A 20741-nucleotide genomic window follows, 5' to 3' on the forward strand; every position below is an offset into this window, starting at 1 on the left:
ATATCGGCAATCGTATGACCAATATTTATGCCTTCACGCAAAAAAAGAACCGGCAGGTTTCGGCAACGACTGGCGAGATTGTTAAAAACGCCGCTTTGTCCGAAGTAGTCGCATGCATGCGCGGGGCGATTCAACAATTCGGTCGCGAAAGTCTTTATGCCATCGAATGAAAAAATTCAAGCCCAATCCGGCCAATAATCTTCATAGCCCTGTACGCACCAATTCCATTTCTCGGTTTTACTTTTCCCTTTGAAATTGATTCTCCATTCACTCTATAGACTATCTCAATAAAATCCCCTGTCGTGCGATAACCAAGCCAAACATAAGAGCATGACAATGAGTGAATTTCAATCTGAATTTTTTAATCGCACCGCACAATAAAAGATGCCATGCCATAGAACGTTTTTTATTACCGATACCCTCTTCCTGTCGTAAATAATTTGGAGTATTTTCGTTTCTTGTCTGCCAAGGACATCCAGTCAGGAGGTATTAAAATGATGAAGTCCCCCCTGCAAGTCACCAAGGTTTTTAGGGCCGTTCTTCCGTGCGGGAAGCAATTCGAGGAATACGTCAACGAAATCGGGCGTCCGCGCTTCGCAATCAGTTGCGCGGGAGACGATCCGGGGGAATCTCGAACCCAACCGGGCGAATGGCTTTTCTCCAACGACATCGAATGCCTGATGCGCGTCTTCCTCGGCTGGGATGAACGCGGTATGCGCATGGAGTTCGGCATGCCCGCCATGCACGAGTCGGAACGAAGCGCCAGTTGGTACGTCGTGGGATTGCCGGAGCATTTCAATCGCGCGGCGGCCAATCTGAACAGCGACCTGCTCGGCGCGATGTGCAAGGCGATGGGCGCCGACGGAGCGCGCCGGGCCTTTCTCGAAGGCGTCTTCAACGACGCGCTCGCTTACGATTTCGTCTCCTTGCGCGCGAGCCGCTACGACAGCTTCATCGAGGAATGGAAAGCCGACGACGACAAGAACGCCCGGCCCGACCACTATCGGGCCGAGAAACACGTGGGCATCATCCTCAACGCGGGCGAGATCGACGTCGGCAGTCAGCCGCTGCAATACTGGGTCTATATCGGCCATACGAGCGGCGGGCTCAGTGCGCAACAACTCAGGGGTGCGGGGCTGAACTACGATGTGCTGCTCGGTCAGGCATGCGTGATCAATGGGCTCGGAGAAGTGGAGCAGATCGGCCAGATCAGGATTCCGCGCCTCGTGCATTGAATCGGCGGCGCTGGCTCACACCCTGCAATCACGTGATGCCGCTTTCCGGCGCGCTGCCTCGACGGTAGCGGCATCACGTGGCGCGTATAACGCGGCGAGTCGCATCTGCAAGCCGCCGTTCACGATCCTCGCCTCAATGCCTTTCGCCATCGAGTCCACCACCGGCAGTTGAAACGCGGCGCGTTGATCGAAGCATTCACGGTGTCCATCGCCGTGGTGAACGGCGACGTGCAATTGAAGATGCCGTCAGCGAGTCCACGAACTCCACGAAAGCGCCGCTAAAACTCGCGACAACGTTCTTCGCACGCTCCATCGATTCAATCCTCGCCTCAACCCCCGGCGCACGGGCCGTGCGCGTCACGAGCCGGGCGTTGTGGCCTACAATTGACGCTGCCGGCAGCGTCGCGCCGGCCCGCTGCCCACGGCGGAAGATTCGCCCCGCTTCCGCTGGGAAGTCGAGCGCATGATGCGCAGCGGTGGAGCGGGCCTCTCATCGACGTGACCTCTGTGGAGCGCAGCATGCCCTTTCCGGCACAAGACCACGGTTGCCCCGGCTGGCGAGGGGAGATGGCGCAGCGCATCAGCGCATTCGACTGGGCCGCCACCGGCCTCGGCGCGATCGAACACTGGCCGCGCAGTCTGACCGCCACCGTTCAACTGCTGCTCGCCTCGCCCGTTCCGCTCGTCCTGCTGTGGGGCAAGCCGGGCTACATGATCTACAACGACGCCTACGCGGTCTTCGCGGGCGGGCGGCATCCGTATCTGCTCGGCTGTCCGGTCGAAATCGGCTGGCCCGAGGTCGCCGAGTTCAATCGTCATGTCATGAGCACCTGTCTCGCGGGCGGCACGCTGTCGTATCGCGACAAGGAACTCGTGCTGCTGCGCGACGGCAACCCCGAAGACGTCTGGATGGACCTCTACTACAGCCCGGTCGCCGACGACAGCGGCGCGCCGGCCGGCGTGCTGGCGGTGGTGGTCGAAACCACCGCGCGGGTGCTCACCGAACGCTGGCGGCAACGCGCCGAGGCCGAACTGCACGAGACCAACGAGCGGCTGCAACTCGCGCTCAACACCGGCGCCGTGCTCGGCACCTGGGTGCTCGACGTGCGCACGGGCAAAGTCACCGGCGACGAACGTTTCGCGCGCACCTTTTCGTTTTCCGTCGAGGAAGCCGTGCAGGGCGTCGAACGCGGGTCCGCCACGCAGGTGATCCATCCCGACGACCAGCCGCTCAACGATCGCCTCACCATCGAGGCGATCCGCACGGGCGAGCCGTTTCGCGCCGAGTACCGGATTCGCCGGCCCGATGGCGAGTACATGTGGGTGCAGGCGAACGGCCAGTGCCAGTTCGACGAGCACGGCCAACCCACGCGTTTTCCCGGCGTGCTGATCGACGTTCACGAGCGCAAGATCGCCGAACAGTCGCTGCGTCAGTTGACGGAAACGCTCGAACAGCGCGTCGCCGATGAAGTCGCGGCGCGCGCGCTGGCCGAGGACCAGTTGCGCCAGGCGCAGAAGATGGAAGCGATCGGCAGCCTCACGGGCGGCGTCGCGCACGACTTCAACAACGTGCTGCAAGTGATCAACGGCAATCTGCAGATGCTTGCCGCCGACGCCGGCGACAATCCGGCCACGCAGCGCCGCTTGTCCGCCGCGACCGAAGCGGTGAAACGCGGCGCGAAACTGGCCGCGCATCTGCTCGCCTTCGCGCGTCGCCAGCCGCTCTCGCCTACCGTGCTGAACCCGCGCCGGCTGCTCGCCGGCATGAGCGAAATGCTGCACCGCGCGCTCGGCGAGACCGTCAAGATCGAAACGGTATTGAGCGACGATCTGTGGCACGTGCAGGCCGACCGCAATCAGCTGGAGAATGCGCTGCTGAATCTCGCGATCAACGCGCGCGACGCGATGCAGGCGGACGGCACGCTCACCGTGCGCGCCGCGAATCGCGTGCTGAACCCCGCGTTTTGCCGCGACAAGCCGGATCTCTCGCCGGGCGAATACGTGGTGTTTTCGGTAACCGATACAGGCGCCGGCATGTCGCCCGACGTGCTGCAACGCGTGTTCGAACCGTTCTTCACGACCAAGCCCGACGGCCACGGCACCGGCCTCGGCCTGAGCATGGTGTTCGGCTTCGTCAGACAAAGCGGCGGGCACACGGTGATCGAGAGCGAGGTGGGAAGCGGCACCACCGTCTCGCTGTTTTTCCCGCGCTGCCGCGAGCCCGAAACAGTCGAAACGGTCGATCAAACGACGGCGCCGGCCGGCGGCGGCGAAACGATTCTGGTGGTCGAGGACGATGCCGACGTGCGTCTCACCGCCGTCGAAATGCTCGCGCAACTCGGCTATAAAGTGCTGACCGCGTCGAGCGGCGACGCGGCGATCGAGTTCATCGAGAGCGACGTGCCGATCGATCTGCTGTTCACCGACGTGGTCATGCCGGGCATCGTGAAAAGCGTGGAACTGGCGCAGCGCGCCGCCGCGCGCAAGCCGCCGGTGCCGACGCTGTTCACCTCCGGCTACACGCGCGACGAAATCGTTCATCACGGCAAGCTCGACGCCGGCATCACGCTGCTGTCCAAACCCTACCGGCGCGACGACCTCGCCCGCAAGGTGCGCCACGTGTTGCGCGCGGGCGTGGCCGGCGCGGCCGCCGCGGCCAGCGTCGCGGATGGTCAGATCGCCGCCTGCGTGCCGCCCGCCGTGTACGGCTGCGGCACACAGTCCAAGGTGGAAACGCATCGGCGTGCGGTCGCGCCGGCTGGCGCCTCGACGCGCGCTGCCCGTTCCACGAGGCACACGGCTCGCGTGCTGCTGGTGGAGGACGACGCGGACTCGCGCGACGCGCTTCGCGAGCTGCTCGCCGCGCTCGGTCTCCACTGCACCGCCGTCGCGAGCGCGGAAGAAGCGCTGACGCTTCTGCCCACGCAACGTTACGAGGTGCTGTTCACCGATCTCACGCTGCCCGGCATGTCCGGCGACAACCTCGCGCGTGCCGTGCTGCGCGAGCAGCCGGAGATTCGCGTGCTGCTGGTGTCGGGGTATGGCGACAGCGCGGAGATCGGCGACACGATCCCCGGCGCGCGTCTGCTCGGCAAACCGGTCGACATCATGCAGTTGCGGCGCGAACTCGCGGAGTGGCTCGATCATACGGCGGCGGCGTCCTAGCGGTCTCGCCGATGTCGCCGCGAGGTCGCCGCGATGTCGTCTCGATGGCGCGCGGCGCGGTATAAAGTGTTAGAAGCCGGCGCGCCCTGGTATGATGCCGGTCGCGCGCCGGGACCGCCGTTCGTTCCGGCGTTGCGCTCTTGCCATTGCTGATCGCCATTGCTGATCGCCGTCGCTTTTGGCGTCGCTTTTGGCGTCGCTTTCGCCATTGCTCATTACCACCGCTTTCGCCGGACTTGCGGCCGTATCTTCCCCGTCACGAGAACCATCATGCCCGCCCAACACGACGACGCCCCCACTGCCAGCACCACGGGCAAGGCAAAGCGCAAGTCCCTCTCCATCGTGGCGCGCAATCTGCTGATGGTTGTCGTCGGCGTGCTGGTCTTCGCGGTCGTCGCGGGTGTCGTGCTGTATGGTCCGATCACCTACGGCGACCCGATCCCGAACTTCGGCATCATCCTCATGCTGACCGTGCCGGTGATCGCGGGCGTGGCTTTCCGCGTGGGCCTGGATGCGTGGCTGGACCGAAGCTGAGCGGCACGGCCAACGCGTAACCGGCGCCGCTTTCTCAAGCGGCCTGGCCGGATAACCGCGGCAACGCCACCCACATTCCAGCCCTCCGCCCGCGCGCGGATGAAACGGCAGCCGCCGCCATGCGCGCGAGCATTGCGCCCGCGCTGAAACGGCGCCTTCAGTTGCTCCGGTTCCTCTGCCGAAAGAACCACGCTGGCGAGCAACTTTTTCATGACTGACTCCCTGGATCGAGCTGTCGAGCGTCGCCTGCTTGTCCCGCGATCCGTTCGATGACAGGCCGGGTTCTTATGGATGCGCTGCCCGAAGGCCATTCCGGAATCGTGTCGCCTATGTCATGGCGCGCTGGGTGCTCTGCGGTCCCGGCGTGGCGGATGCCGCAAAAGCCGTTGCAGCAGCATAGAGCAAGCCGGCGGGCAACACGCCCGGTGGATTTCCCTTGTGCTGAAGAATGCCGCGACGCGCCAGTGGCGGGGCGCAACGGGTCAAGGCCAAATCTCGGGGGAAATCGCGGATCAACAAGGCACGTCAACCCGCGCGCGACCCGCGAACCGCGGAACGCTCCTTGCTGAATCCTCATACCGGCGGGCATGTCCACGGGTCGACCACGTCGGATATGCGCGCCCGACCGCGGGCTTACGCGCCCGCAACCCAGCAATCCAGCCAGCACCAAGGGAGCCGAAACGATGGACCAGGACCTCGAAGCACGAATCCGCACGCGGGCCTACGAGTTGTGGGAACAGGATGCGTCGCCCGAAGGCAAGGCGGACGAATACTGGGAGAAAGCGCTGCGTCAGCTGGAAGCCGAGGGACAGCTCGGCGAGAGTGCGCCGCCGCCCGTGGATCAGTCGGCCAAGCGGCGCACCGCCGATCCGCTGCCAGAGGATGCCCAGGAGGGCGGCCAGCGGGCGCGCTCGTAAGCGAGCCTGTCGATGGCCGCGCCTTCACCGTGACGGACAAGCGCGCAGCGGCGGCGTCGGCACGACGACGCACCGCTTGCCGCATTGCCCAGCCACCTCTTCTTCCGGAACGCCAGATGAGCTATCAGAACGTCGACCAGGAGATCGCCCATCTCGAACACGTATTTGGGCTTATTTCCGCGCAGGACCGCATTCCGCTGTCTTACTGGCGCAATCGCCTGCGCATGTTTGACCAGTCGTCGCTGATGCCCACGCAACGCGCCCGCGTTGCACGGCTAGAGGCGACGCTGCGCGCGATCGAGACGTCGGCGGCGCAAACCGCCCACGCCGAGCCCGTGTTGCGTACGGCGGGCACGCGCTCATGACGCATGGCGCCGCCCTCGCGCAACGCGTGGGCGGCGGTCGCTGAATCGCGGAAACGCTGAATCGCGGAAACGCTGAAACGCTGAAACGCTGAAACGCAGAAACGCAGAAACGCAAAATCGCCGGGCTGCCCGGCGCGCGGCGCTCACCCATGAACCGCCGCGCGCCCCGCCAGCCGCTCAACCCATCAGGATGCGCGCGGCCAGCGCCAGCACGAGCGCCGGCGCCATCACCACCGCGCCCACTTTCAGAAACTTCATGAAGCTCACGTCCTCGCCTTCGCGGCGGATCGCGTTGAGCCAGAGGATCGTCGCGAGCGAGCCGGTGATCGACAGGTTCGGGCCGAGATCGACGCCGATCAGCAGCGCGTCGATCACGCGCTCGGGACTGTGCGCCTGCATCACCGTCGAACTGGCGATCAGGCCCGCCGGCAGATTGTTCATCAGATTGCTGCCGAACGCGATCGCGGCGCCGGCCCAACCGGCTGTCGTCACTTCGTTATGCAGCGCACCCTGCTGCGTGAGCGCGGCCAGCATCGCGATGACGCCGGTGTGATCGAGCATCTCGACCAGCACGAACAAGGCCGCGACGAGCGGCAGCACGCTCCACGAGATTTCGCGGATCATCGGCAGCGGCGACTTGCGCTCCTGAATCAGCACGACCAGCGCCGTCAGCGCGCCGAGGATCGCGGTGGGCAAGCCGAGCGGCACGTCGAACGCGGAGACCGTCAGCAGCACGGCGGCCGTCACCGCGATGCCCGCCAGCGCGACACGCCCGCTCGACGACAATTCGAGCGGTTCGAGATTCGTCTCGCAGATGCCGGCGAGCGCCTTGCGCTGAGTCCAGCGCAACAGCGCGTAAGTCGCGGCGATCGACAACAGCGAGGGCAGCGTGAAGCGCATCAGCCAGGCGCCGAGCGCGGGCGTGTGATTGCCGTACAGCACGATGTTGGCCGGATTCGAGATCGGCAGCACGAAGCTGGCCGCGTTGGCGATGAACGCGCAGACGAACAGCAAGGGCAGCGGATCCGTCTTCGCCTTTTTCGCGGCGGCGAACACGGCGGGGGTGAGGACGACCGCCGTGGCGTCGTTCGAAAGGAAGGCGGTGATGACCACGCCGACCAGATAGACCAGCAGGAACAGCTTACGCGGCGAGCCTTGCGCATGGTTGACCGCGAGCACGGCGACCCAGTCGAACAGCCCCTCGCGGCGGCCGACTTCCGACAGCAGCATCATGCCGAACAGGAACAGGTAGACGTCGGCGCCCTTGCCGACCGCCTCGATCGCCAGATGGGCGGGCAACAGCCCGAGCGACACCAGCAGCAGCGCGCCGGCGACGGCCCACACGGCTTCGGGCCATTTGAACGGCCGGGCGATGACGCCGGCCGTGGCGGCGGCGGCGATACCCCATGAGAGAAAAATAGCGGTCACGACACAGGTCCTGAATTCTTGTTGATCGGCGCGCGAGCGCGGCGTGGCTGCGCGGCATGACCCGCGATCCGGCCCCTGGCTTCGCCGCTACCCGGCCCGGTTCACCGCCGCGATGCAGTCGCGTCCGTTGTCCTTCGCGAGATACAACTGCGAATCCACCAGGTTGACGAAGGCAATCGGATCGGCCGCTTCAGACGGAATCATGGTTCCGACGCCGAAGCTCGCGGTGACGGTTTGCCGGAAGGGCGAGCGCTCGTGCGCGATGTCCGCGGCCGAGATCCGGTCGCGGCAGCGCTCGGCCACCTGCCGCGCGGCCTCGGCGCCGGTGTTCGGCAACACCAGCACGAACTCTTCCCCGCCGAAGCGGCCGACGAAATCCCCCGGCCGCACCGCCGCGCTCAAGACGGCGGCGATCCGCTTCAGGCACGCGTCGCCTTGCACGTGTCCGTAATAGTCGTTGTAGGACTTGAAGAAATCGACGTCGACCATGACCAGCGACAGCGGCGCGCCATGATGCTTGGCCGCGCTCCATTCGCGGTGCAGGACGGCGTCGAACTGGCGGCGGTTGCCCACGCCGGTCAGACCGTCCTGGAACGACAGCGCTTCCAGTTCCCGTTGCAACTCGGCGAGTTTCTCCTCGGTCTTCTTGCGCTCGCTGATGTCGAACATGAAGCCGACCAGCGACTCGACCTCGCCGCGCGCGTCGCGCACCACGTGCACGACGTCGCGCAACCACACGTATTCGCCCTTGCTGGTCAGCGCGCGATAGTCCGCTTCGTGATCGGTGCCCGCCTTCGATTGCGCGACGCAGAAATTCACCACCTTGTCGCGATCGTCGGGATGCATGCGCGCGGCCCAGTCCTGCACGGTCTTCCAGCTCGCGGGCGTCCAGCCCAGCAAGGCTTCGATCTGCGGACCGATATAGGCGAACTGCATCGTCGCCCAATCGATCTTCCACGGAATCGCCTTGGTCGATTCGAGCAAGGTCCGGTAGACCGCCGCATCGTGTTCCAGATAGCCTTCCACGGCAGCCGTGGCCGGCGCCGTGTCGTGCTGCAGAAAGTCCGGGCCTGGCGCGGCGCTGTTTTCGTCGGTGCTGTTCATGGCTTGAAAGTCCTCATGGGGGCTGTCGTGGTGCTTGTGCTTGTGCGGCGCCTGACGTGGCGCGCTGATGGCACGCTGGTGTCACGCGGGTGTCATTTAGCCGGCAAATTAACACAGTGCCCGGTCGCCCCCGCCGGTTCCGGGCCGCCGCACCGCTCGATTCATCCGTATTAGCGTCACGGCTACAACGATCTGTTCCCTTCCGCCCGCCTATTCAGTTTTCGTTGAGATCCCTACTATCCGCATTCACTCGCGACCGTTACGACCATGAGCATCAACGAATGAAATCGCTTTCCTCCGATCCCGTCCGTTACAACGGACCCGCCGTTGCGTTGCACTGGCTGATCGCGGTATGGATCGTCTGCGGCTTTTATCTCGGCTGGATCATGACCGATATCCCCGGCTTCACGCCCGCCAAGCTGAAGTACTTCTCCTGGCACAAGTGGATCGGCGTGACCGTCTTCATGCTCGCCGTCGCCCGCGTGCTGTGGCGCGCCACGCATCGCGCGCCGGCGCTCGACAGCGCCACGCCCGCCTGGCAGAAGGCCGCGGCCCATCTCGTGCACGGCGTGCTCTACCTGCTGATGCTGGCGATTCCGCTCTCCGGCTACTTCTACAGTTCCGCCGCCGGCATTCAGGTGGTGTACCTCGGCATCGTGCCGCTGCCCACCTTCATCGGCCCGGACCAGGCGCTGAAGGCAACGCTGCGCACGGTGCATGTGCTGCTCAATTACACGTTGCTCGCGCTCGTCGCCATGCATGTTCTCGCGGCGCTCAAGCATCAGTTCGTCGATCGCGACGGCTTGCTCGCCCGCATGATTCCGTTTATCAGGTAACAGGCGATTGGCCACGGCCTGTTGGCAATTTAATTCCCGACGGTGTGCAATCAACGCACGCGGGTTCGATAGGATGCGTACCACCATGAAAACCAACTTCTCTCGCCCATTCTTGCGCCCGGCAGTCGCGGTCATCGCCGGCCTTTCCCTTTTCGGCGCGAGCCTCGCGCATGCCGATGTCGACACCAGCAAAAGCAGCGTGATTGCAACGACGAAGCAGATGAACGTGCCGGTCGACGGCAAGTTCAGGAAGTTCTCCGCGCAACTGAATTTCGATCCGGCCAAGCCGACCGCCGGCAGCGCCAACGTGTCGATCGACACCGGCAGCTACGACCTCGGCGCCGACGACTACAACAAGCAGGCCCAAGGCAAGGAATGGTTCGACAGCGCCGCCTATCCGGCCGCGACCTTCGTTTCCAGCGCCATCGCGCCGGCCGGCGGCAACCAGTACAAGATCACCGGCAAGCTCACCATCAAGGGCAAGTCGCAAACCGTGGTGGTGCCGGTCACCATCGCGAGCCAGGGCGCCACGCAGACCTTCGACGGCGCGTTGCCGATCAGGCGCACGCAGTTCGACGTGGGCACCGGCGAATGGAAAGACACGTCGGTGGTCGCGGACGAAGTCGTCATCAAGTTTCACATCGTCGCCTCGAAGAAGTAATTCCAACCCGAATCAAACCCGAAGCATCGCCGTACTTCCCGAAATCTGGAGAACAACTTGAAGAAACAATTTTTGCTCGCCGCGGGCGCGCTCGCCGCAGCCATGTCGTTCAACGCAATGGCTATCGACACGTATCAGCTCGACCCGACGCACACCTACCCGAGCTTCGAAACCGATCACTTCGGCGGCGTGTCGACCTGGCGCGGCAAGTTCACGAAAAGCAGCGGCACCGTGGTGCTGGACCGCGCGGCGAAGACCGGCACGGTGAACGTGACGATCGACATGAGCTCGGCGGACATCGGCAACGACAAGCTCGACGCGGAACTGGCCACCGACAAATTCTTCGACGCCGCGAAGTATCCGACCGCCACCTACAAGGGCACCCAGGTCCGCTTCGACGGCGACAAGCCGGTGGAAGTGATCGGCACGCTGACGATGCACGGCATCACGAAGCCGGTGAATCTGAAGATCGAATCGTTCAAGTGCTTCGTGAACCCGATGCTCAAGCGTGAAGTGTGCGGCACCGAAGCGGCCGCGACGTTCAATCGCGACGATTTCGGCGTCGACTTCGGCAAGGCGTACGGCTTCAAGATGCAGACCGCGCTGCATATCCAGGCCGAAGGCATCAAGCAGTAAGCGTCACGGCAAGCCCTTGCGGCTTGCGTAAAACGGTAGCGGCGGCGGTGGCGGATCGCCCGCGCGCGGCACCTTGCCCAGGCGGAGCAAGGTACTATTACGGCTTGGCATCCGGCGCGCCGCGCGTTCATTGCGCGGCGCGTATCCAGACGCCCGACGCGGCAAGCCACTTCACAGGCAGCACGGCAAGCGCATCGAATCAAACCGGGCCTGCCGCCGTTGCCGTCGTTTCTTGCCGTCTCTTGCCGTCATCCCTTGCCGTCATTCGTTTCCGCCATCCATCCATGAGTTCTGCAAGCCGCCGCATCGCGCACCTGGACATGGACGCGTTCTACGCGTCCGTCGAACTCCTGCGCTATCCGGAACTGCGCGGCAAGGCGGTGGTGATCGGCGGCGGCCGCAACGGCGCGCCGCAAACACTCGAGGACGGCAGCCGGCGCTTCGCGAAGCTGCGCGATTACGCGGGCCGCGGCGTCGTCACCACCTCCACTTACGAAGCCCGCGCGCTCGGCGTGTTCTCCGCGATGGGCATGATGAAGGCCGCCGTGCTCGCGCCCGACGCGGTTCTGCTGCCCACCGACTTCGACTCGTATCGGCACTACTCGCGCCTCTTCAAGTCGGCGGTCGCCACGTTTACCGATCGGATCGAGGACCGCGGCATCGACGAAATCTATATCGATCTGACCGAGGTGCCGGGCGAGCCGCGCGAGATCGCCGCGCGCATCAAGCAGGCGGTCAATCAGGCGACCGGCCTCACCTGCTCCATTTGCGTGGCGCCGAACAAGCTGCTCGCGAAAATCGGCTCGGAACTCGACAAGCCGGACGGCCTCACGATTCTCACGCCGGCGGACGTGCCGTTGCGCGTGTGGCCGTTGCCGGTGCGCAAGGTCAACGGCATCGGGCCGAAGGCGGCGGAAAAACTGACGGCGCTCGGTCTCGCGACGGTCGGCGATCTGGCGGCGGCGGACGCGGGATTGTTGCAGGACCACTTCGGGCGCAGCTACTCCGCGTGGCTGATGCAGATCGCGCAAGGCCACGATGAGCGGCCGGTGGTGGTGGAGTCGGAGCCCAAGTCGATCAGCCGCGAAACGACCTTCGAGCGCGATCTGCATCCGCGTCATGACCGGCCGGCGCTCTCCAGTTCGTTTACCGGCCTGTGCGTGCGGGTCGCGGAAGACCTCGTGCGCAAGGGCTACGTGGGCCGGACGATCGGCATCAAGCTGCGCTACGACGACTTCCGCACGGTCACGCGCGATCTGACGCTGGACGAGCCGACCGCCGACGCCGCCGAGATACGCCGCGCGGCCACCGAATGTCTGCGGCGCGTAGAGTTGAACCGCAAGCTGCGGCTCCTGGGCGTGCGCGTGAGCGCGTTGACGCCGGCCAACGCGCAACCGGTCAGGCAGCGCCGTCCGGTTCAGGCCGACTTGCCCTTTACCAGCGACGAATAAGCGGCCGCCTCGGCAGGCACGCCGGCATTCGCGCGCGCCGCCTGTGGCTCCGTTTCCCTGCGCGCGGCGGCGACCGAGAACGCGAACGTATTGACGCCGCCCGCGCTGTGCGCCGACACGGTGCCGCGATGCATTTCCGCAATCGCCTTCACGATCGCAAGACCGAGTCCGTGGTTTTCGCGGCTATTGGTGCGCGAGACTTCCGCGCGATAGAAGCGGTCGAACAGATGCTCCAGCACGGCCGGCTCGATCGGCTCGCCGGGGTTCGCCACCGCCACGCGCACGTGGTCTTCTTCACGCGCGATCGTCACGCTGATCGCATCGCCCGGCGCGCAGTGCTGGATCGCGTTCATCAACAGATTCGCGCAGGCGCGGCCGAACAGCGAGCGGTTCACGCGCGCCATCGCGTCGCCGTGCAATTGCGCATGCACGCGCGCCTCTTCGAGCGGAATCTCCAGGAACTCCAGCGTATGCGCGACTTCCGCGGCGAGCGACACTTCCACGAGACCCGTCGCGCGCTCGCCCTGATCGGCGCGGGCGAGAAACAGCATGTCGTTGATGATCGCGCGCATGCGCTCGTATTCCTCCAGATTCGATTGCAGCGTATGGCGCAGATCTTCCACGGAACGATTGCGCGTCAACGCCACTTCGGTCTGGCCGATCAGGATCGTGACCGGCGTGCGCAGTTCATGGGCCACGTCCGCGTTGAACGATTCGAGGCGCCCATAGGCGCCGTCGAGGCGTTCCAGCGCGCCGTTGAACGAGTTGGCGAGATCGCTCAGTTCGAGCGGCAGCGACGCGGTGTTCAGCCGCTGCGAGCGGTTGTTCGGGCTCACGGCGGACGCCTCCCGCGTCAAACGCCTGAGCGGCGCGAGGCCGAGCCGCGTCACCGAGTAACTGAGCAGCAGCACGGCGAGACTGCCCAGCGCCGACAGCGCCGCGAGCGCCGCGCCGAAGGCGCGCATCGTGCGGTCGTTGGGAGAACAACTGGCGGCCACCTGCAATTGCACGGGCGGACGCGCGGCATTGGCCGGGATCGCCAGCGTGGCGATGAGCATGTCGTCGCCGCCGCCGGCGGGGGACACGCGCGCGTAGCCCTCGGGCCAGCTTTTCACCACCGTGCCCGCGACCGGCGTGCCGTAGTGGAAATACGGATCGGCGCTCGACACCGCGTACATCGTGCTGCGGTCGTGCGGCATCATGTTGGTGAGTTTTTCACGGGTCATGCGCCACTTTTCCGGCGTCACCGCGTGGTACACCATGAGGCGCGCGACCTGGGCGCGGTCGTCGAGCGACTCGCGCAGGTGGTGTTCGAGCTGCGTGCGCAACACCAGAAACAGGCCCGTGCCGACCAGCGTGAACACCGAGAGCGCGACGAGCGCGAACATCAGCGCGAGGCGGCGGGCGATCGAACGGTTCATGACGGCTCCGCCTCTTCGCGCACTTCGAGCACGTAGCCCATGCCGCGCACGGTGTGCAGCAGCTTCGACGGAAACGGTCCGTCGAGCTTGGCGCGCAAGCGTTTGATCGCGGTTTCGACCACGTTCGTATGGCTGTCGAAATTGACGTCCCACACGAGTTCGGTAATCGCCGTCTTGGAGAGAATGTCGCCTTGACGGCGGGCCAGCACGCTGAGCAGTTGAAACTCTTTCGCGGTCAGGTCGAGACGCACGCCGTCGCGGGTCGCGCGCCGGCCAATCAGATCGACGAACAGATCGCCGATGGCGATCATCGTCGACTCCTGCGAACGCGTGCGGCGCGCGAGCGCATGCAGCCGCTCGACCAGTTCGAGGAAGGAAAACGGTTTGGTGAGGTAGTCGTCGGCGCCTTCGCGCAGGCCGCGCACGCGGTCGTTCACGTGATCGCGCGCGGTGAGCATGATGACCGGCGTGGACTTGCGCATGCGCAGCGCCTTCAGCACGCTGAAACCATCGCGCTTGGGCAGCATCACGTCGAGCACGATCACGTCGTAATCGAATTCGGTGGCCAGATGCATGCCTTCCTCGCCGTCGAGCGCGACGTCGACGACCCAGCCCTGCTCCGTCAAGCCGGAGCGCAGGTAGTCCACCACCTTGTGCTCGTCTTCAACGATCAGCAATTTCATGCGCGTCCCCTTGTGTCGGCATTATACGAAACGCTTTCGCCACGCTCTTGCGTGTCCTGCTGCATCATGGCCGGGCGGCTCATCGCGCGGGAGCCAGCGCCTGCTTCGAATCCGCCTGCTTCGAATCCGCCTGCTTCGAATCCTGTTGCTTCGAATCCTGTCGCGTCGCGTCCTTCGGCGATGACAGGCCCGCCACGTCCGCGCCGGCGTCCCAGCCGCCGCCCAGCGCCTTCACCAGCGACACCGCCAGCGTCATCTGCTGGCCGCGAATCTGCACGTCCTGGCGCTCGCTGTTGAGCAGCGATTGCTGCGCGGTGATCACGTCCAGATAGGCGACGAGGCCGCCCGAATAACGGTCGTTGGCGAGCGCCAGCAGATGCTGCGCGTCGGCCACCGCCGCGTGTGACTCCTTCGCCGCGCCGTCGAGCACCGAGAGTCCGGTGATGCCGTCCTGCACCTGCTGGAATGCGTTGAGCACGGTCTGCCGGTAGGTCGCCTGGGTGGCCTTGTAGCCTTCGCTCGCAAACTGAACGTTGGCCGCGCGCCGGCCGCCGTCGAACAGCACCTGGCCGGCCGCCGCGCCGAGCGTCCACATCAGCGTGGGCGCGCTCAGCAGGCTCGCGAACTGCGTGCTTTCCCAGCCGATGCTGGGCGTGAGCGTCAAGCTCGGAAAAAACGCCGCCGTGGCGACGCCGATCTGCGCATTCGCCGCCGCCATTGCGCGCTCGGCGGACGCCACGTCGGGACGGCGTTGCAGGACGTCGCTGGGCACGCCGAGCGCGATCGCCGGCAGCTTCGCGTCGAGCGCCCTGGGTGCGATCGCGAACTGCGGCGCGGGCACGCCGACCAGCGCGGCGATCGCATGCTCGAACTGCGCGCGCTGGTTCAGCAGCAGTTGCGCCTGCACGCGGGTCGAATCGAGCAGCGACTTCTGCTGCAACACGTCGAGGCCCGACACCGCGCCCAGATCGTGCTGCGATGTCACGTAGTCGAGCGCCTTCTGCTGGAGCTTCACCGACTGATTCAGCACGTCGATCTCGGCGTCGAGTTCGCGCAGCGAGAAATAGCTGGTGGCGAGGTCGGTGGTGAGCACGAGGCGCGCGTTGGCGAGGTCGTCCGCCGATTGCTGCGCGGACGCCGCCGCGCCTTCCACTTGCCGCCGTATCCGGCCGAACAGATCGGTGTCGTAGTTGATCGACGGACCGAGCTGCAGATTGTTCTGCACCGTCGACATCGTCGGCGTGGCGTAATTGGTCTGTGGACGGCTGCGCGAAATCCTGAAACGCGACGCCGATGCATTCAAATCCACTTCGGGCGTCTGCTGCGCGCGGGTAGTCGCGAGCGTCGCCTTGGCCTGCTCGTAGTGCGCGCTGGCGGCGGCGAGCGTCTGATTCTGCGCGAGCGCCTGGGTTTCCAGCGTGTCGAGCGTGGTATCGCCGAACGCCTGCCACCAGTCCGGCGAAATCGGCGCGTGCGAGGGCACCCCCACGCGCCAGTACGAATCGGTTTGCCAGGTGGGCGGCACGTCGGCTTGCGGCCGCTGATAGTCCGGCCCGACCGTGCAGGCGGCGAGCCACGCGGCGCTCGCGGTGACGGCGAGCGCCGCCAGGGTGCGGGAGAGAGTGTGGCAAACGAACGCCCGCCTCACGACGCCCCCTCGCCGTCCTTGCCCGGCTGCGCGATCTGCACGTGATCGCCGTCGGCGATCGAATCGCTCGGGTTGATGATGACCTTGTCGCCCGCCTCGATCCCGCTTTCGATTTCCAACGACTGCCCGAGGTCGCGCGCGATCACGATCTTGCGCAACTGCACGTTGCCCTTCGCGTCCACCACCGCAAGCCGCGGACCTTCCGCGCGAAACAGCAGCGTGTTGCCCGGCACCATCAATTGCGCATGCGCGACGGTCGGCACGGCGACCTGCACATACGCGCCGGGGCGCAGCGTGTCGTCGGGGTTGGGCAGCGTCACTTCCACCTGCAGCGAACGGGTGGGCACGTCGATCGCGCCGGACATGTGCGTGATCGTGCCGTGAAACTGCTGGCCCGGCAGTTCCGCCTGCGTGACCACCACGTTCTGTCCGATCGAAACGTTTTGCGCATACGCCTGCGGCAATTGCACATACACGCGCAGCGGGTCCGACTGCGCGAGCGCGAAGAGCGCGCGGCTCGTGCCGCTACCGGCGTCGATCAGATCGCCGACGTCGACGTTGCGCTGCGTGACCACGCCCGCGAACGGCGCGACGATGCGCTTGAACGATTCGAGCTGGCGCAAGCGCTGCACGTTCGCGTCCGCGGCGGCGAGGTTGGCGAGACCTTGCGTGTAGGTGCTTTGCCGTTCGTCGAGTTCCTGTTGCGAGACCGCATCGCGTTGACGCAATTGCTGCCAGCGTTCCAGCGAGCTTTTGGCGAGGCCGAGGCTCGCGCTGGTTTGCTGGCGCTGCGCCAATGCCTGCGCGAGTTCCTGATCGATTTCGGGCGTGTCCAGATCGGCGAGCAATTGCCCCTGCTTCACGCGCGCGCCGATATCGACGTCCCAGTGCAGCAGATAACCGGTGGCGCGCGCGTAGATCGGCGATTCGACGCTGCCGCGCAAGGTGCCGGGCAACAAGGTGTGGCCGCCGCCGTCGGCCCGCGTCGGGCTCACCACGTGCACGTACTGCACCGCGTTCTGCTTCGTCGTTTCGGCGATCGAGCGGCTTTCCATTACGTTTGCGATCACAGTGCGCAGCGCGCCCACGGCGAGCAGCGCCAGCACGATCCACAGCGTGATTTTGGCGCGCTTCCATTCGCGATGGCGCGGCGGCAACGCGTGGCCGTCTTCGGTCTCGCGCGCGGGAATCGCCAGCGATGCATGAGTTTTTTCGGTCATTTGAGTCAGCTATCTGGTTCAGCCGTCGTTAAGCCTGTCGTTAAACGCTACGCGTGCTTGCCGGCGCCGCCGTGTTCCGGCGCGGGGCCGTCGTCGCTGCCGTTATCTTCGTGGCCCGCGCCGTCGTTACGATGGCGCCGCGCGAGGCGCGTATGAATGCCCGCGAACACCAGCGGCACGAAAAACAGCGTGGACACCGTGGCGAACAGCAAGCCGCCGATCACCGAACGGCCGAGCGGCGCATTCTGCTCGGCGCCTTCGCCCAGACCGAGCGCCATCGGAATCATGCCGATGATCATCGCGAACGCGGTCATCAGCACCGGCCTGATCCGGCTTGCACCGGCTTCGAGCGCGGCGGTGAGCGGCGGTGCGCCGGCCGAGAGCCGCTGGCGCGCGAACGACACCATCAGAATGCTGTTGGCGGTGGCGACGCCCATCGTCATGATCGCGCCGGTCAGCGCGGGCACGCTCAAATGGGTGCCCGTGAGAAACAGCATCCACACGATGCCCGCCAGCGCCGCGGGCAACGCGCTGACGATGATCAGCGGATCGACCCACGACTGGAAATTCACCACGATCAGCAGATACACCAGCACGATCGCCATCGCCACGCCGAGCCCGAGACCGAGGAACGAACTGCGCATGGTCTGCACCTGGCCGCGCACCGTAATCTGACTGCCGCGCGGCAGTTGCGCGCGCGCGTCGTTCACGAGCTTGTCGACCTGATCCGCGACGCTGCCGAGATCGCGCTTGTCCACGCTCACGTACAGGTCGATCACCGGCCTGATGTTGTAGTGCGAGACGATCGCGAACTGGTTCTGCGGCGAGACCCGCACCAGATTGCCGAGCAGTTGCGTCGGACCGGTCGCCGAGCCCGACACCGGCGTGCGCAACAACTCGTCGATGGACGAGATCCGATACTGCGGCGTTTGCACCGCGACGTTGTACTCGACACCGTTGCTGTTGTTGTACCAGAACCCCGGCGAAGTCTGCGAACTGCCCGACAGCGAAATCAGCACGTTCTGCGCGACGTTCGCCGCGCTCAGATTGAGCTGCTGCAAGCGGGTGCGATCCATTTGCAGATTGAGCGCCGGTGCGTCGAGTTTCTGCTGAATGTGCGTGTCGACGGTGCCCGGAATCATGCGCACCTGTTTCAGCAGCTTGCGCGCGACCTCGAAGTTGCCCTGCTGGTCCGCGCCGGCAATCTGCACGTCCACCGCGGCGGGCAGGCCGAAGTTGAGAATCTGCGTGACGATGTCGGCGGGCTGAAAGAAGAACTCGACGCCCGGAAAACGCTGCGGCAGGATCGCGCGCAATCGCTCGATATAGGTTTGCGTCGGCTCGTGGCCGGCCTTCAAAGCCACCTGAATCTCGCCGTCGAGCGTGCCGATCGTGCCCGCGTTGCTGTACGAGAGATTGATGCCGCTATACGGCAAGCCGAGGTTGTCGAGGATCGTGCCGAGTTGTTTCGCCGGCACGACTTCGCGGATCACCTTTTCGACTTCGTCGGCGAGGCGCGCGGTTTCCTCGATGCGCGTGCCGGTCGGCGCGCGCATGTGCAGGCGGATGTTGCCCGCGTCGACGCTCGGAAAAAAATCTTCGCCGAGCACGAAAACGAGGCTCATCGAGAGCACGCAGAAACCGAGGAACAGGCTGCCGAAGCGCGCGCGGCGCACCAGCAGGCTGCTGAGAATCACGATGTAGGCGGCCCGCATGCGCTCGAAGCCGCGATCGAACCGATGATGGAGGCGCATGAACAGATTCGGCGCGGCGCCGGCGCCGGGCTTGTGCGCGTGGCCCATCAGCAGCAACGCCAGGGTCGGCACCAGCGTGCGCGACAGAACGTAGGAGGCGAGCATCGCGAACACCACGGCTTCGGCAAGCGGCACGAACAGGTAACGCGCGACGCCGGTCAGGAAGAACATCGGCACGAACACGATGCAGATGCACAGCGTCGAGACGAGCGCGGGAATCGCGATTTCGCCGGCGCCTTCGAGAATCGCATCGTGCAGATTCGTGCCCATATGCAGATGCCGTTCGATGTTTTCGATCGTCACCGTGGCGTCGTCGACGAGAATCCCGACCGCCAGCGCGAGGCCGCCGAGCGTCATGATGTTGATGGTTTCCCCGAGCGCATGCAGCGCGATCAGCGAGGACAGAATCGACAGCGGAATCGAGATCGCGATGATGCAGGTGCTGCGCCAGTTGCCGAGAAACAGCAGGATCATCGCGGCGGTGAGCGCCGCGGCCACCAGCGCCTCGTGCATCACGCCCTGCACCGCCGCCTTCACGAAGATCGACTGATCGAACAGGGCGGTGATGTTCAGATCGGGCGGCAGCGCCGCGCGCGCGGCCGGCAGCAAGCGATGCAGCGTATCGACGATCGACAGCGTCGACGCGTTGCCGTTCTTCAGCACCGAGATCAGCACGCCGCGGCGGCCGTCCTGCCGCACGACGTTGGTTTGCGGCGAAAAACCGTCGCGCACGTGCGCGACTTCGCGCAGATAGGTCGTCGCGCCATTCACCGTGCGCACCGGAATGTCGTTGAGACCGTCCAGCGTGGCGGGCGAACCGTTCATGTTGATCGTGTATTCCTTCGGCCCGATCTTCGCCGTGCCGGTCGGCAGAATCAGGTTTTGCGCGTTGAACGCGCTCACCACGTCGGAGGGCGTCAGCCCCTTGGCGAGCAACGCGCGCGTGTCGAGATCGACTGAAATCAGGCGCGACTTGCCGCCGTAGGGATACGGCACGGCCGCGCCCGGAATCGTCACGAGTTGCGGGCGCAGGAAATTCAGCGCGGTGTCGTTGAGCGCCTGCTCGGACAGCTTCGGGCTCGACAAGCCGAGTTGAATCACCGGAATGCTGGAAGCGGAGTAGCTGATCACCAGCGGCGGCGTCGCGCCCGGCGGCATCTGCTTGAGTTGCGCCTGTTCGACGGCCACGGTCTGCGCGATCGCGGTCTGGATGTTCGCGTTCGGCTGCAAAAACACCTTCAGGATCGTGATGCCCGCGAGCGATTGCGATTCGATGTGTTCGATGTCGTTGACCGTGGTGGTCAAGCTACGCTCGTTGACCGACGCGATCCGATGGGCCATGTCTTCCGCCGACAAGCCGTTGTAAGTCCAGATGATGCTGACCACCGGAATGTTGATTTCCGGCAGCACGTCGACCGGCGTGGTGAACAGCACGAACGGCGTCGCCAGCACGATCATGATGGCCATCACGATGAACGTGTACGGCCGCTTAAGCGCAACGTTGACGATCCACATGAAACGCGCCTGGGGGATACCTGGTGAGGGATGGAGGGAGAGATCAGCGCTTATGCTAGATCGGTCGCACCAACGCCTGCATGGCGCCAAAATGGCCGGAATGTCAGCAAGGTAAACGTAAGGCTAGACGTGCAGACGTATGCCGCTTCGAAGCAACAAAAAAACCGG

Annotated in this window: 17 protein-coding genes and 1 pseudogene; 10 read left to right on the top strand and 8 right to left on the bottom strand. The window is 65.0% G+C overall.

From position 1 onward, the window contains the following. Positions 1-14 precede the first annotated feature (14 nt). The 4 genes from ACOCG7_RS11345 to ACOCG7_RS11360 all read left to right on the top strand — a co-directional run bounded on the left by ACOCG7_RS11345 (position 15) and on the right by ACOCG7_RS11360 (position 4934). Entirely contained in the window at positions 15-170 is a 156-nt protein-coding gene (locus tag ACOCG7_RS11345; RefSeq protein ID WP_159442542.1) for a hypothetical protein, read from the top strand. Between the two features lie 324 nt (positions 171-494). Then, positions 495-1235, top strand: a complete 741-nt coding sequence (locus tag ACOCG7_RS11350; protein ID WP_421375506.1) for a hypothetical protein — start codon at positions 495-497, stop codon at positions 1233-1235. Positions 1236-1754: 519 nt separating this feature from the next. Then, on the top strand, positions 1755-4400 hold the full coding sequence (locus ACOCG7_RS11355; protein WP_421375508.1) for a response regulator: 2646 nt from the start codon (positions 1755-1757) through the stop codon (positions 4398-4400). A gap of 270 nt (positions 4401-4670) precedes the next feature. Further along, a complete protein-coding gene (locus ACOCG7_RS11360; RefSeq protein WP_073427368.1) occupies positions 4671-4934 on the top strand; it encodes a hypothetical protein in 264 nt (87 codons plus the stop codon). Between the two features lie 34 nt (positions 4935-4968). Here ACOCG7_RS11360 and ACOCG7_RS11365 read toward each other — a convergent pair. Continuing rightward, positions 4969-5119 (bottom strand): annotated as a pseudogene (locus ACOCG7_RS11365) (two-component sensor histidine kinase); the annotation flags it as partial. A 498-nt stretch (positions 5120-5617) separates the two neighbouring features. On the opposite strand from ACOCG7_RS11365, the gene ACOCG7_RS11370 reads away from it, so the two are divergent. Beyond that, complete coding sequence (locus tag ACOCG7_RS11370; protein WP_073427367.1) at positions 5618-5851, top strand: DUF2934 domain-containing protein; 234 nt, start codon at positions 5618-5620, stop codon at positions 5849-5851. Between the two features lie 116 nt (positions 5852-5967). Then, complete coding sequence (locus ACOCG7_RS11375) at positions 5968-6216, top strand: hypothetical protein (protein ID WP_073427366.1); 249 nt, start codon at positions 5968-5970, stop codon at positions 6214-6216. 177 nt (positions 6217-6393) lie between these two features. On the opposite strand, the gene ACOCG7_RS11380 is transcribed toward ACOCG7_RS11375, so the two are convergent. Together ACOCG7_RS11380 and ACOCG7_RS11385 are read right to left on the bottom strand one after the other, a co-directional pair. Then, on the bottom strand, positions 6394-7644 hold the full coding sequence (locus ACOCG7_RS11380; RefSeq protein ID WP_073427365.1) for an arsenic transporter: 1251 nt from the start codon (positions 7642-7644) through the stop codon (positions 6394-6396). Positions 7645-7731: 87 nt separating this feature from the next. Beyond that, on the bottom strand, positions 7732-8748 hold the full coding sequence (locus tag ACOCG7_RS11385; RefSeq protein WP_073427364.1) for a sensor domain-containing diguanylate cyclase: 1017 nt from the start codon (positions 8746-8748) through the stop codon (positions 7732-7734). Between the two features lie 281 nt (positions 8749-9029). Between ACOCG7_RS11385 and ACOCG7_RS11390 the strand changes: the two genes are divergently transcribed. The 4 genes from ACOCG7_RS11390 to dinB all read left to right on the top strand — a co-directional run bounded on the left by ACOCG7_RS11390 (position 9030) and on the right by dinB (position 12332). Then, a complete protein-coding gene (locus ACOCG7_RS11390) occupies positions 9030-9584 on the top strand; it encodes a cytochrome b (RefSeq protein WP_073427363.1) in 555 nt (184 codons plus the stop codon). A 73-nt stretch (positions 9585-9657) separates the two neighbouring features. Continuing rightward, on the top strand, positions 9658-10245 hold the full coding sequence (locus ACOCG7_RS11395; protein ID WP_412534841.1) for a YceI family protein: 588 nt from the start codon (positions 9658-9660) through the stop codon (positions 10243-10245). 57 nt (positions 10246-10302) lie between these two features. Continuing rightward, complete coding sequence (locus tag ACOCG7_RS11400; RefSeq protein ID WP_073427361.1) at positions 10303-10881, top strand: YceI family protein; 579 nt, start codon at positions 10303-10305, stop codon at positions 10879-10881. A 284-nt stretch (positions 10882-11165) separates the two neighbouring features. Then, on the top strand, positions 11166-12332 hold the full coding sequence (dinB, locus tag ACOCG7_RS11405) for a DNA polymerase IV (protein ID WP_073427360.1): 1167 nt from the start codon (positions 11166-11168) through the stop codon (positions 12330-12332). Here dinB and ACOCG7_RS11410 read toward each other — a convergent pair. The 5 genes from ACOCG7_RS11410 to ACOCG7_RS11430 form a co-directional block, all read right to left on the bottom strand. After that, positions 12299-13753 carry a heavy metal sensor histidine kinase gene (locus tag ACOCG7_RS11410; RefSeq protein ID WP_083081125.1) on the bottom strand — a complete coding sequence of 485 codons (1455 nt, stop codon included), beginning with the start codon at positions 13751-13753 and terminating at the stop codon, positions 12299-12301. The two genes, dinB and ACOCG7_RS11410, sit on opposite strands and share 34 nt — an antisense overlap. Beyond that, on the bottom strand, positions 13750-14436 hold the full coding sequence (locus ACOCG7_RS11415; protein ID WP_073427358.1) for a heavy metal response regulator transcription factor: 687 nt from the start codon (positions 14434-14436) through the stop codon (positions 13750-13752). The genes ACOCG7_RS11410 and ACOCG7_RS11415 overlap by 4 nt, the downstream gene beginning before the upstream one ends. Positions 14437-14515: 79 nt before the next feature. Further along, the gene (locus ACOCG7_RS11420; protein WP_421375514.1) at positions 14516-16084 is read right to left on the bottom strand and encodes an efflux transporter outer membrane subunit; all 1569 of its coding nucleotides are present in this window, start codon (positions 16082-16084) and stop codon (positions 14516-14518) included. Further along, positions 16081-17304, bottom strand: a complete 1224-nt coding sequence (locus ACOCG7_RS11425; RefSeq protein ID WP_421375516.1) for an efflux RND transporter periplasmic adaptor subunit — start codon at positions 17302-17304, stop codon at positions 16081-16083. The genes ACOCG7_RS11420 and ACOCG7_RS11425 overlap by 4 nt, the downstream gene beginning before the upstream one ends. Before the next feature lie 47 nt (positions 17305-17351). Then, on the bottom strand, positions 17352-20573 hold the full coding sequence (locus ACOCG7_RS11430; RefSeq protein ID WP_244745404.1) for an efflux RND transporter permease subunit: 3222 nt from the start codon (positions 20571-20573) through the stop codon (positions 17352-17354). Positions 20574-20741: the final 168 nt, after the last annotated feature.

Origin of the sequence: Paraburkholderia sp. DD10, from assembly GCF_049177125.1 — a bacterium.
GTDB classification, from domain to species: domain Bacteria; phylum Pseudomonadota; class Gammaproteobacteria; order Burkholderiales; family Burkholderiaceae; genus Paraburkholderia; species Paraburkholderia terricola.